The organism is Niabella ginsenosidivorans (genome assembly GCF_001654455.1).
GTDB lineage: Bacteria > Bacteroidota > Bacteroidia > Chitinophagales > Chitinophagaceae > Niabella > Niabella ginsenosidivorans.
In genome coordinates, this window is record NZ_CP015772.1 from 3,509,012 (window position 1) to 3,521,945 (window position 12,934).

The following is a 12,934-nucleotide window of genomic DNA, read 5'->3' on the forward strand; positions in this document are numbered from 1 at the left end:
ACTCAAAAACCAGTAGGAAAAATTACTCATTTCCGCGGATTGTTTGCTTACCCGGGTGCTTTTAGCTTTGTGCTATTACCTTATTCCAATAAAATTCTCAAAAAAAATAATTTCTACCATGAAAAAAGTATTCTTATTAATGGCCGTTGCTACCTTATTGTTCTCCTGCAGCAAAAAAGACGGAAATGCTGCGTCCGGAGAAAACGGGTTTTATATGAAAGGTACTTTTGACGGAAAGGAAATGGATTGTGGAAATTATCTGGCAGGGCATTTAAATCACATCAATAACGGCAATGGTACAACTTCCGTTCAGTTGATCCTTGACGGACGTTGGTACAACACTCCATCCCCCAGCCCGTCTGACATTGGTGGTTATGAATTAGTCATAAATAATTTCCCCGAGAAAACAGGTACTTATCTTATGGCGCCCAGTGGACAATATGTATATGAATCCCATGGATTATTATGGATTTCCATGGACGAAGCCAGCGAAAACACAAATATTTACGGAACTGTTGGTGATGGCATTAGAGGGAAAACATTCATTGAATCTTTTATAGACAATATTGTTGCAGGTACGTTTGAGTTTAAAGGAAAAAACAATAACAGCGGCACAAAAAGTGTAACCAAAGGAAGTTTTAGAATGAAGTACGATATAAATAATATATAAATTCAATTGCAATATTAGAGCCAGAGCGCGCTGTACCAGAGACTGGCGCTCTATTCTTCAGCATCTGTAAGGTTGAAATAATGCAGCTACAATATGTAAAGTCTTTGACTTTGCATAGCGAACGAACGGGAAGTAAAAAGAGTTAAAAAAAGAAAGTTCCTTTTGCAAACCAGTTTATATTAAAAACCGTGCTGTTGCCGACAAGGATCGTAAAGATATATTTATCAGCTTCTTTCATTAAAAACAGCTTTATTATGAAAACTATAAAATTTTGTTGCCTTACCGTATTAATGATCGGCCTGGCCACCACCACGTTTGCGCAATATAAAACAGCCGAAAGAAATGACACGGTTTACCTGTTGCCCAAAACCCCTTTTGATGCAGCCGCCACAAAGCGCGCGCTGGAAAAGGGCACCTGTACCATTAAAGGAGTAGCTTTTGCAAGGCCTATAGTTAATGGTATCAGGATGGGAAAGAAAATCCTGGCCAATAAGATTACCGTATACCTGTTCCCGCTGACCCCCTATTTTGAAGAGCATTTAGCACAAAAAAAACAACAGAATCCCCGGAAATTAAAATTTGCTTTCGTTTCTCCAGAGTGCGTGCAACTAAAGCTGACCAGTATCACCAATAGTTCGGGCGAGTTTATTTTTCCTGATATGAAGCCGGGCAGGTACTATATTGAGGGCCTGCTTCCATGGAGCGAAACCGGGGTGACCAGTGAAAAAACCGGGTATATTGATGACCCATACGGCGGAGCAGATGTATATACTAAAAGGCAATACAGGAACGATTATGAAGATTATATACATGCAATAGTAGAAATAAAAAAGGAAGGGGAAACCGTCAATATAAAATTGAGAGATAATTCAGTTAAATGGTGAATTGCTGCATAACTCAATGCAGCGGTAATAAGAAAAAGAATACGCTCCCTGACAATTGAAAACACGCCTGACCGGAATTCATCCTGGCAGGCAATACAAAAACAGAAACATGAAAAAGATAAAGATCGTCCGTTCGCTTATTTTGGCATTGCTTTTAATATCCGTAAAACACGGTATGGCACAGGACAAAGCAGCAAAGGAAAAACAGGAATTGTTGCAGGATGCAATAGCAGCGCGATATACGAAAGACGCTAGTTTTGCGCAATATAAAAGAACCGCGATCAATAATAACCTGAACTATTGGGTGGGCAACAAGCTGGCTGACCTGATCGCCAAATGGGGTCCGCCTACAAGAACCACCACCGATGGCGGCGATGGAAATATCATTGTATATGAAAACACGCAAAGCCGAACAACCGGTTCATACAGTGGCGCCCAGCTAAGCTGGAACGAATGGGGTGAAATAACCAATTATAAACCCGCCCAGGATACCCGGCAATCCTATTCCTACACTGATTACTGGTATGTATATGCAGATAAAAACAATATAATCACCAGGGTGGAAAAGGGCCGGAAATAAATCTTAAAAAATTGCCTGTATAAAATACCTGTATCTAAAAAAATAAACAAATGGAACTTTCCGGGAATAAAAAATCGCCACGCCTGCGTTTCAAAAAAGAAACACGCAATAGTTGGAAAATAGCTGCTTTTGCAGCAGGCACGCTGTTTTTCTTATTCTATGTTAATTACGCAAAAGCCCAACAGCAATATTTTCAAATCAATACACGAAAAGAGAAAAACACGTATACCAATAGTATCCAAACCATCGGCGCGCTCAATATTGTGGCACCCCGTGATCAATATGGGGCTATTACATTGGACTATCCCGGGAAAACGCCTCATCAATTGTACACATCGGTAATGAATTATCTCAAAGCCACGCAACGGTTCGTTGTAATAGCAAACGGTGATGATGCCACTGTAAAGTACAGGGATTTCTTTTATATAGGGAAAAAAGATTCGTGCAAAGCAGACCTGATAGCGCTGAATTACATTACAATTTATACACTGGAAAATAAGATAAAGTTTTCCTTAGATGAGTACAATATTTTTTCTACCGTAAACGATGCGCAATTAGAAATATCCAAATTCGGAGAAGTCTCTTCCCGGCAGGATGTTCCGTTCAATTATTATGAGTACGTACAACCCGCCCCGTATAAAGATGCGGCACAATACAGAACAGGCGGGCTGGTAGGACTGGCCACCAGAAAAGCCGGTAAAAAACACCAACCCGGATTAGCCTACCCCGAAAGTATTTATGATCCCGAAGGCAACATTGTAAATGCCGCTAATAAAAGAATAATCGAAGTCTTTTTTAACAGTTATATCATCAGCCTGAAAAATTATCTGGATAACAATTTAAAGTAAAACAACATCTATGGAACCTTATTTCAATTATGAAGGAATGGAGCTTTTGGAAGGTAGTGGGTGCCCAAAACGATGCGGAACTGGTAATGAACTTAAAGATACAAACGCATAGCGGAATGATCGCTACATCACATGGGGAGGAGTAACCATACGGATAGCGGCAACAATTGAAGATCCGGCCGGTAAAAGCGGCTGGAAATCCAGGAAATATAAAGCCTGTTCCACTGTAATCAACGGTTATAATTCCTCAGCGGCCCTGTTAGTAAAATAGTTAAAGAAATGAAACAACGATTCGGTAAATAAAAATGATGCAGTATAAAATCCGGAGCCTGATGCTGATGCAATCTGAGATTTTGTACAGCATTCGTTATCTCATTCATTCTAATTTGTTTTATCAAAAATATTGATTATGAAATATAGATCTGTTTTTTTTATAGCGCTCTCTTTTGTTTTACTAAGCATATCCGGATGTAAGAAAAATGACACCGGTAGTGAAGATAATGCCAATGGATATTATTTAAGAGCCAACCTGGACGGAGTATTAACCGATTTTTCAAAAGGCGCAGGGTTTACTTTTATGAGAGATGATGCAAGAATATCTGTGATTGATTTAGGTGGGTTTTCGGAAGTTTATCCCAAAGGAGAAATGAACCTGCCGTCACATAATTAGCCTTTCTCCAATAAATAACCGTCGGCCTGTACTTTTCTTAGCAGCAAACAGAAATATTGTTTAACCCGCGTACTAAAAAGCATTAAAATATTTTAAAATCATGAAAAAGGCGATCCTTATACTCTTAGTGCTGTCTCCAGTATTATTTGGATGTTCCAAAGATCACAATGAAGATCCGGCAAATGAAGCAGCTTCTTTGACCGCAACTGTCGGGGGTGCAAAAAAGGATTTTGGGGTGGGTGCAAAAGCGCATCAAAACAATGAAAAGGCCATAAGCATTGTGGGGTCTACTGCCGCGCTTCAGAAAGGAAAACAATCGGAATCGCTTCAGCTGGCCATTTTTGAGTCTGCTGAAAAAATACATACCGGTACTTATAAGATGGACGTTAGTCTTTGCAAGATCCTGGTTACTTATAGCATTGTAAAACCTGATGGAACACAGCTTAACTTTTCGGCTTCATCAGACTCCTATACTCCATATGACGCCTTTACCATTACCATTACTTCTATAAATGATAAAGAAGTAAAAGGAACTTTTTCGGGGAAAGTGGTTGGCGGGGGCACTACCCAAACCATCAGTATTACCAATGGTGTTTTTTCTACCTCGCTAAAATAGATCCTAATGTCATGTCAACTAAAATGCAAGGCAATATTTCCCGCAGATCTCGCATCTGCCTGCCTCCCTTCGGGAGGTAACCGGCAGGCAGGGAAAAGCGCAGAATGATTTGATTATCTGCGTCCCGATGACTATCGCATGGGCGTCAACTTAAGGAGGTATGCACAGGGGTGGAAAGGATGGAACCTGATCTATATGAAACAGGTATCAGGAGAAAACAGCGAGGAGAACAATTCATCCAGCACTCCGCCCGATGTACCGTTGAAATGGACTTTTTCTGATTGGGGCGTGCCGGTTGCTACTGCTTTTACGGGCAAAAAAACAGGCATTCAAAAAATGCCCAATTTAAGACGCATCCTGTATGGTAAAGCAGGTGCTTATTAAACAGCCCTTCCTGAAAAAATCTATACTTATTTTATGAAATCATTTGTACAAATCATTCTGCTGGCTAAAAAGGCTCAATGAGAAAATAGATCTGCGTGTTACCCGTGATAACGGGAGCATTATTTACCATTTTTAAGAGCAGTTAAACAAAAACTACACTAAACCTGCAAGCCAGGTGGTTTGCTCGTTCATACTTTTCAAACAGGAACCTCACAAAGATGCTCCCCGGTACCGGCAAAAGGTTTATTAACTTTCCACACATACCACTTTTTTGCCGTTGATTTCTCGAAAGGAACTAATATTCCAACGGATTCATGCTCGTATGACGTATACGTATTACAGGGATCGCTGAAGCTCCTATATAGGGTTTACCTGAAAATGCGAGTGCTTTGAGAATTGAATAATTGAAAGCAGTTGAACAACTACTGCTGAATACGTGATTGTAACGAGGCTTTTTCAGAGCGGAATCTGGCTTTTTTGAGCTCAAAAATACAAGACTTTGTAAATCAATGCAGCCCCAAAACGTAGGATTTTGTAAGAAAAGTATCGATTTTGAGGCAGAAATGAATAGATCAAAACTCAATACTGATATGAGTTGTAGATATTACAGGGGAACCCTATATAATACGTTATCCTGTATTTATACAGCTCATAAGCTCGATAAGCACCATCATTGTTTAAACGATATTTATCCGGAGCATGCCGTTGCGGATTCTTAGGCAGCGACTTTATTGAAGTAAGTATTCCGGCTTTTACATTTTCTGCATTTTGCAAAGAGTCCTTCCTGATGTAATTATAAGCTTCCCGAAGATACTGTTTCGCTTCATTATCTATGACAATTTTTAGCCGGGGCTTTACCATGCCTGCATTTCTTTCTCCAGTTCCTTTATTGACGTAAACTCCCCCTTATCCATGCGCTGCATTGCTTCATCCAGTTCTCTATTGCATTGCTCAATAGTAATGCTTTGCAGGGAGTCATTGCCCGGTCTTAAAAAAGATTTCATCATTGCCAGCAATGATTTTTTTTGCGGCTCGTTTAACCGGGTAAAATAATGTATCAGCTCCTTATCTAATACGCTTGCCATAATATTCAATCTTTTTATAAATTTACGAAAGTCTGGCAATACCATTAGTAAAACTATTTTGTTACCAGGAATAGATTGCCTATTTAAACAACCGGAATATATCCAGCCCCAGCGCATAGGCCATTAATCCTAATAACAGCACCATGCCCACCATTTGCGCATATTCCATGAACTTATCGCCGGGCTTGCGTCCAGTGATCATTTCGTATAATGTAAATAATGCGTGCCCCCCGTCAAGAGCGGGTATAGGCAGTACGTTCATAAAGGCGAGAATGATGGAAAATAAGCCCGTCATCGTCCAGAACCGCTGCCAGTCCCAGCTGCCGCCAAAGGTTTTTCCAATACTGATGACGCTGCCTAAATTATCGCTTACCTTATGCTCTTTGGAGGTGAATAATAATTTAAGATTTTCTACATATTCCACCAGTCGTTCCACTCCATACCGGATACCCGCGGGTATGGACTGGATGAACCCGTATTTTCTGGTTTCAAAGGTTATAAAGTTGATACCGGGCTGTGGATAATAGCCCAGTTTACCCGTCTCGTCAATGGAAGCACCAACTTTTACGGAATCCGTATTATTCCGGATCACAGACAATGTAACTGTTTTGCCTTTATAATTGCCCAGTGCCTTTGCAAAATCGCTAAAGTATTCAACCGGTTTACCGTCAATGCCCACGATCTTATCGCCTTTTATTAATTTGCCGGAAGTAAATTTAGCCTTTGAAGCATCTACACTGTCTACCACGTTCGGGAAACGGACCGAAACAAAATTTTTAAGCTGATTTTTGGTCAGCTCGCTTAAAAAGCCCGGGGGAAAGCTGATCAGCGTATCCTTACCGTTCCTTTTTACGGTAAGCGTATTATTCTCATTCAGCATCAGCGTTTTTGGAAGATCATCAAAGTATTTTAACTCTTTATCATTCACTTTTGTGATCAGATCGCCATCCTTCAATCCCACTTTTAAGGCCATAGAATCTGCCGTGATCCCATATTTCATATTAGCTACCGGAAGCTTTTCCTCACCCCATTTATACAGGATCATAGAAAAGATAATCAGCGCCAGTACAAAGTTGATGATCACACCGGCCAGCATAATGATGAGGCGCTGCCAGGCAGGTTTTGAGCGAAATTCCCAGGGCTGCGCCGGCTGCTTCATGGCCTCTTTATCCATACTTTCATCAATCATACCACTGATCTTTACATAACCACCCAGTGGCACCCAGCCAATACCGTATTCCGTTTCCCCGATTTTCTTTTTCCATAAAGAAAACCAGGGATTGAAGAACAGGTAAAATTTTTCAACACGGCACCCAAACCATTTAGCGGTAATAAAATGCCCGAATTCATGTAAAGCAATCAGAATGGAGAAAGACAATATAAACTGGCCTACGTTTGCGCCAAATGCCGACCAGTTAAATGCTAATAAGACCATGTATTTGTAATATGATAATTTTTAATTAATGCGCAAAGATAATGGTTCATGGCGTATGGTTCATGGTGCTGAACCATGAACAATGAACTATGAACACCATTTCACAGTTTAATAATATCAGCTGCCAGGGTTCTTGCTTCTGCATCACTCTCAAAATAGTCGTTCAGCGTTGGTTTCTGGATATAATCCACCTGCCCCATCACTTTTTCAATAACATCCGTCATTTCCAGGAACCCGATGCGGTTCTTTAAAAATGCATATACCGCTATTTCATTGGCAGCATTCATGATGCAGGGCAGGTTACCGCCTGTTTCCAGCGCCTCTATTGCTAATGCCAGGTTCCTGAACGTTTTCAGATCCGGTTCCTCAAATGTGAAGGTGTTCATTCGTTTAAAATCAAAACGCGGATGATCATTCCGGATGCGGTTAGGAAAAGCCATTGCATACTGGATGGGCAAACGCATATCCGGTAAACCGATCTGTGCTTTAATACTGCCGTCCTCAAACTGTACCATGCTGTGTATGGCGCTTTGCGGATGAATGAGCACCTCTATCTGGCTGGGTTTTAAATTGAACAGCCATTTGGCCTCGATCATTTCCAGGCCTTTATTCATCAACGTGGCGGAATCTATTGAGATCTTTGCGCCCATCTCCCAGTTGGGATGCTGTAACGCATGCTCCCGCTTTACATTGACCAGGTAATTGGGCTTGCGCCCGATAAACGGCCCGCCGGAAGCAGTAAGGTAAATTTTTTCAATCCGGTTACGGGTTTCTCCGATCAGGCATTGAAAAATTGCGGAATGCTCAGAATCTACGGGAATAACAGGTACCCTGTTTTCAACAGCCATGTTCATTACAATATCTCCGGCCACAACAAGGGTTTCCTTATTAGCCAGCGCTATGGCCTTGCCATTTTCAATGGCCTTAATGGTTGGCCTGAACCCTGCAAACCCTACAATGGCCGCCAACATCAGGTCATATACATCCATGCCGGCTACCTCTTCCAGCGCATCTTCACCGGCAAAAACCTTTACATCGGTTTTTGCCAGCGCCTCTTTTACATTGCCGTATTTATTTTCATCGCCAATAACAACAATATTCGGGTTATACACCAGGGCCTGCTCTATCAACAGCTGGTCATTTGAGTAGGCCGTTAATACTTCAACAGAAAATTTGTCCGGATTTTTTTCTATTACATCCAGCGCCTGCTTTCCGATAGAGCCTGTTGAACCAAAAATGGCAATTCTTTTTTTTATGTATTCCTGTTCCATTAAATATTATGAAGATACCCTTTTACAAAGCGGCTAAGTTAAGCGCTGTTTTAAGAATAAAAAAATGCTTAGTTTTTTGCCCATTGGGAAAGGGCATCGGCAATGGTACGGTCATTACTGAGGCGGGGCACCTTATTTTGCCCGCCCAGTTTGCCAATGGAGCGCATATAATCAATGAACCCGTTCTTTTTCACCGGGGTTATGGTTAGCTTTTGCAGGATATTGCCAGTGATCAGATCGTTATAATAAGCGTTCTTTTCACGTAAATAAGTGTCTATTTTCTCCGCAAACTGCTGCATATTCCGGGGCTCATTTTCAAACTCAATGAACCATTCATGATAGGATTTACCTTTGTCCTTGCTGATGTACGGCGCCACGGTAAATTCAGTAATGTGCACATTCCCCTCTTTAGCAGCTCTTAATAAACTGTATTCCACCTCTTCCCCGATCACATGTTCGCCAAAGGCAGAAATAAAATGTTTGGTCCTGCCTGTAACTACCAGGCGATAAGGATCCACCGACACAAACCGGACCATATCTCCAATATCATACCCCCACAAACCTGCATTGCTATTAATGATGAGCGCATAGTTTACGCCTGCTTCTACCTCGCCCAGTGACAGGCGCCTGGGATTTTCCTTACCGATTTCCTCTGAAGGAATGAATTCATAGAAAATACCGCTGTTGGTATTCAGCAATAGACCCGGTTCTGTCTGCGTGTCCTGAAACGCAAAAAAACCTTCAGATGCGGGAAAGGTTTCAATGCCATCCACTTTTCTTCCGATGCTTTCAAACAACTTTGGTTTATACGGTTCAAAATTCACGCCGCCATACACCATTACGGAAAAGTCCGGGAACAGCTCTCCCACCGGTTTACCGGACCGTTTGATCAGCTCATCAAAATACATCTGCATCCAGGGCGGTATGCCGCTGATCAGCGTCATGCGCTGATTAATGGTCTCATCAACGATCTTATTCAGCTTGGTTTCCCAATCTTCAATGCAGTTGGTTTCATAATCCGGCAACTGGTTCCTGCGCAAATAGCGGGGCACATGATGGTTAACGATCCCGCTGAGCCTTCCTGTAGGAATACCGCCTACCCGCTCCAGTACCGGGGAGCCGCTCAGGAAAATCAGCTTTCCATCGGCAAAAGCCGTATTGCCGGTTTCGGCCATATAACACAATAAAGCGTTACGGGCGCCATTGATATGATTGCTGATCGACTCTTTTGTTATGGGAATGTATTTTGTACCGCTGACGGTACCGGAGGTTTTGGCAAAATAAACAGGCTGGCCCTTCCATAATACATTGTGCTTTCCGGCCTTTATTTCTTCAATATAAGGCTTTAACTTTTCATAGTCCCTTATAGGAACAGACTGTGTAAAAGATTTATAATCATTTATTTCTGTAAATTTGTGCGCTTTGCCAAACTGGGTGATCCGGGCCGTTTTTATAAGCTCTTTCAGCAAAGCATCCTGATCTTCAACAGCAGTGAGCATGCCCTTTTTGATGTTCTTGGAAACAATTGATGCAAAGGGTTTGGCGAGTAACGATTTGATTTTCATTGCACTGATCTGTTTTTTCTACACCTGTGGATTACAGCAAGTACAAATATAATGCTTGTTTGGAGAGCAGGAATATTATTTACGATATCTCTTTGGGAAATTAAAAAATCTCCTTACCTTTGCCGTCCTAATTTTTAGACAATGATAGCAATTATTAAGGTAGCAGGTCAACAATTTAAGGTTGAAAAAGATCAGACCCTGTTTGTACCACATATTGAAGGCAATGCCGGTGATGCGGTAAACCTTGACGTTTTATTGACGCATGCTGACGGAAAATTATCTGTTGGCGGTGACATTGCCACAAAAGTAAGCGCGGAAATTGTAGACCATGTAAAAGGGGATACAGTGATTGCCTATAAAACAAAAAGAAGAAAAGGCTTTCATAAAAAGAAAGGGCACCGCACTGCATACACAAAAATTAAAGTAACCAATATTGCTTAATCAAAGTTAACAGGTTGATCGATTAACAGGTTAATAAGTTCATTAAGTTACGATACTTAAAAACTTTTTCTTTTTACTGGTTCAACTAAAAAACATTTAAACTTATAAAAAATGGCACATAAGAAAGGAGAAGGCAGCGTAAAGAACGGACGCGACTCAGAAAGCAAACGTTTAGGCGTTAAGATCTTCGGAGGTCAGCCTGCTGTTGCCGGTAATATCATCATCCGCCAGCGCGGCACTGTTTATCATCCCGGTAAAAATGTAGGCGTGGGAAAAGACTTTACCTTATTTGCATTATCTGACGGTATAGTAGAATTTAAAAAAGGCCGTAAGAACAGGACCTTTGTATCTGTTAACGAAGCCCAGGCTTAATATGCTTTTTGCTGTTACTGAATAAATTGTGGAAAAAAAATTTGGCGAGATTAAATAATTATCTAATTTTACCGCCGATAACCCATTTTATTTACTAAACATTAAATTCAAAAAAAATGGCAACAGCTAAAAAAGCAACAGCTAAGAAAGCAGCTCCTAAAAAAGCGGCTCCCAAAAAAGCAGCAGTAAAGAAAGCGGCTCCTAAAAAAGCAGCAGCAAAAAAGGCAGCTCCCAAAAAAGCAGCAGCAAAAAAAGCAGCTCCTAAAAAGGCAGCAGCAAAAAAAGCAGCTCCTAAAAAAGCAGCAGCCAAGAAAAAATAATACATCCATTTTTTCTGAAAGGATTTCAAAGCCTTCCGCATTGGAAGGCTTTTTTTATTGCCTTCACTTTCCTACTTTGCAGCTATGAACAACAGCGCCATTGCAGAGCATTTCACCCTTCTTTCCCGGTTAATGGATATACACGGAGAAAATGCCTTTAAATCAAAGACCTATTCTATCGCGGCTTTTTATATTGAACGGCTGGAAGAGCAACTGACGCATATTGACCGTGATAAACACGGCAGCATCAAGGGCCTGGGCGCCTCGGTTGCGTCCAAAGTGGCGGAGCTCATTGATACGGGCCACATGACTGCACTGGATGAACTGATGGCCAATACCCCGCCCGGCATTGTGGAAATGCTGGAGCTAAAAGGATTAGGCCCGAAAAAAATACATATTATCTGGAAAGAAATGGGCATTGGATCCATTGGTGAATTAGAATATGCCTGTAATGAAAACCGTCTTACCCGTTATAAGGGCTTCGGAGCAAAAACACAGATAAAGATCCTGGAGTCTATCAGTTTCTATAACCAGAACAAGGGCCATTTTCTTTATTCGCAAATACACGAGATTTACCCGTCCATTCAAACATACCTTGAAAACCTTTTCGGGAAAGGCGCTGTTTGGAACACGGGTAATTATTACCGGCAACTGCCCACTTTATATGAGCTGGAGTTTATTGTAGCAGCGCCCTTAGAAGGTGTAATCAAGAAATTCCAGACAGCTTACCCCCCGGAGCTTCTGGAACAAACGGACCATTCAGTGCTTTATAAGCTGAACAACGGACTGCGGCTGAAGATCTATTCCATTCAAAAAAATATTCCGCAGTTCTTATTTGAAACATCTTCTTCCCCGGGGTTTGCCGAAGCCTTTAAGAAAAAATATTACCCGGAAGATTTTGAAACAATACCATTCAGTGATGAAGCTGCTATTTTTGAAAAGGTACAGCTTCCTTTTATTCCGGCGCCCCTGCGTGAATCAGTAACCATCATTGACCGGGCTGCAAAAAATGAACTGCCCCAACTGATCGAGGCAAAAGATATAAAAGGGATCATCCATAACCACAGCAACTGGTCCGATGGCCTTTTTACCATTGAGGAAATGGCAAAAGCGCTTATGGCAAAAGGAATGGAATACCTGGTTATATCCGATCACTCAAAATCGGCCACCTATGCCAACGGGCTTACGGAAGAACGGATCCTACAGCAGCAAAAGCAAATAGACGAGCTGAACAAGCAACTGGCCCCCTTTAAGATTTTTAAGAGCATTGAGTGCGACATACTGGGTGACGGTAGCCTTGATTACAGCAATGAGGTATTGAAGAGCTTTGATCTGGTAATTGCTTCCATTCACAGTAATTTATACATGAGCGAAACAAAAGCGATGGAACGCTTACTGCGGGCCATTGAGAATCCTTATACCACTATACTGGGGCATTTAACCGGCAGGCTGCTGCTAAGCAGGAATGGTTACCCTATTGATCATAAAAAGATCATTGATGCCTGCGTTGCCAACAATGTGGTCATTGAAATCAATGCCAACCCCCACCGTCTTGATCTTGACTGGAGCTGGATCGAATACGCGCTCAGCCGGAATGCCCTGTTATCTGTTAACCCCGATGCGCATACCATCGAGGGCTTTGATGATGTGCAGTATGGCGTTATTGCTTCACAAAAAGGAGGGCTGACCGCTGCCTCCAATCTTAGCAGCTTTTCCTTAAAGGCATTTGAAGAGTTTATTACAAAGCGGAAAGCCGCTATCAACAGATAGCAGCCTGCAAAATCCGCAGACGG

At 41.7% G+C, this 12,934-nt stretch carries 16 protein-coding genes; 11 read left to right on the top strand and 5 right to left on the bottom strand.

Features of this window, described 5'->3' with window-relative positions; all coding sequences use genetic code 11:
* Positions 1-118 precede the first annotated feature (118 nt).
* From A8C56_RS14680 to A8C56_RS14710, 7 genes are all read left to right on the top strand, one after another.
* Complete coding sequence (locus tag A8C56_RS14680) at positions 119-670, top strand: hypothetical protein (RefSeq protein ID WP_157097995.1); 552 nt, start codon at positions 119-121, stop codon at positions 668-670.
* 254 nt (positions 671-924) lie between these two features.
* A complete protein-coding gene (locus A8C56_RS14685; RefSeq protein WP_157097996.1) occupies positions 925-1,554 on the top strand; it encodes a carboxypeptidase-like regulatory domain-containing protein in 630 nt (209 codons plus the stop codon).
* Positions 1,555-1,663: 109 nt separating this feature from the next.
* Positions 1,664-2,134 (top strand): hypothetical protein, encoded by a 471-nt coding sequence (locus A8C56_RS14690; RefSeq protein ID WP_067757518.1) that lies wholly within the window; start codon positions 1,664-1,666, stop codon positions 2,132-2,134.
* A 50-nt stretch (positions 2,135-2,184) separates the two neighbouring features.
* Positions 2,185-2,982: a hypothetical protein gene (locus tag A8C56_RS14695; RefSeq protein ID WP_067757520.1), complete on the top strand. Its 798-nt coding sequence runs from the start codon at positions 2,185-2,187 to the stop codon at positions 2,980-2,982.
* A 409-nt stretch (positions 2,983-3,391) separates the two neighbouring features.
* On the top strand, positions 3,392-3,652 hold the full coding sequence (locus tag A8C56_RS14700; RefSeq protein ID WP_067757523.1) for a hypothetical protein: 261 nt from the start codon (positions 3,392-3,394) through the stop codon (positions 3,650-3,652).
* 100 nt (positions 3,653-3,752) lie between these two features.
* Entirely contained in the window at positions 3,753-4,268 is a 516-nt protein-coding gene (locus A8C56_RS14705) for a hypothetical protein (protein WP_067757526.1), read from the top strand.
* Positions 4,269-4,406: 138 nt separating this feature from the next.
* Positions 4,407-4,652 (top strand): hypothetical protein, encoded by a 246-nt coding sequence (locus A8C56_RS14710; protein ID WP_067757528.1) that lies wholly within the window; start codon positions 4,407-4,409, stop codon positions 4,650-4,652.
* Between the two features lie 579 nt (positions 4,653-5,231).
* Here the strand turns inward: A8C56_RS14710 and A8C56_RS25525 are convergent.
* The 5 genes from A8C56_RS25525 to A8C56_RS14735 form a co-directional block, all read right to left on the bottom strand.
* Positions 5,232-5,513, bottom strand: coding sequence for a type II toxin-antitoxin system RelE/ParE family toxin (locus tag A8C56_RS25525; RefSeq protein ID WP_067757530.1), 282 nt, complete (start codon positions 5,511-5,513; stop codon positions 5,232-5,234).
* On the bottom strand, positions 5,507-5,737 hold the full coding sequence (locus A8C56_RS14720; RefSeq protein WP_157097997.1) for a hypothetical protein: 231 nt from the start codon (positions 5,735-5,737) through the stop codon (positions 5,507-5,509). Before A8C56_RS14720 ends, A8C56_RS25525 begins: the two co-directional genes overlap by 7 nt.
* 79 nt (positions 5,738-5,816) lie before the next feature.
* Positions 5,817-7,172 carry an RIP metalloprotease RseP gene (gene rseP / locus A8C56_RS14725; RefSeq protein WP_067757535.1) on the bottom strand — a complete coding sequence of 452 codons (1,356 nt, stop codon included), beginning with the start codon at positions 7,170-7,172 and terminating at the stop codon, positions 5,817-5,819.
* 101 nt (positions 7,173-7,273) lie between these two features.
* Positions 7,274-8,443 carry a 1-deoxy-D-xylulose-5-phosphate reductoisomerase gene (locus A8C56_RS14730; RefSeq protein WP_067757538.1) on the bottom strand — a complete coding sequence of 390 codons (1,170 nt, stop codon included), beginning with the start codon at positions 8,441-8,443 and terminating at the stop codon, positions 7,274-7,276.
* 68 nt (positions 8,444-8,511) lie between these two features.
* Positions 8,512-10,008, bottom strand: coding sequence for a GH3 family domain-containing protein (locus A8C56_RS14735; protein WP_067757541.1), 1,497 nt, complete (start codon positions 10,006-10,008; stop codon positions 8,512-8,514).
* Between the two features lie 141 nt (positions 10,009-10,149).
* Between A8C56_RS14735 and rplU the strand changes: the two genes are divergently transcribed.
* The 4 genes from rplU to A8C56_RS14755 all read left to right on the top strand — a co-directional run bounded on the left by rplU (position 10,150) and on the right by A8C56_RS14755 (position 12,911).
* Entirely contained in the window at positions 10,150-10,449 is a 300-nt protein-coding gene (rplU, locus tag A8C56_RS14740) for a 50S ribosomal protein L21 (RefSeq protein ID WP_067757547.1), read from the top strand.
* Positions 10,450-10,560: 111 nt separating this feature from the next.
* Entirely contained in the window at positions 10,561-10,821 is a 261-nt protein-coding gene (gene rpmA / locus A8C56_RS14745) for a 50S ribosomal protein L27 (protein WP_067757549.1), read from the top strand.
* A 116-nt stretch (positions 10,822-10,937) separates the two neighbouring features.
* The gene (locus A8C56_RS14750) at positions 10,938-11,141 is read left to right on the top strand and encodes a hypothetical protein (RefSeq protein ID WP_067757552.1); all 204 of its coding nucleotides are present in this window, start codon (positions 10,938-10,940) and stop codon (positions 11,139-11,141) included.
* An 84-nt stretch (positions 11,142-11,225) separates the two neighbouring features.
* Positions 11,226-12,911 (top strand): DNA polymerase/3'-5' exonuclease PolX, encoded by a 1,686-nt coding sequence (locus A8C56_RS14755; RefSeq protein WP_067757555.1) that lies wholly within the window; start codon positions 11,226-11,228, stop codon positions 12,909-12,911.
* Positions 12,912-12,934: the final 23 nt, after the last annotated feature.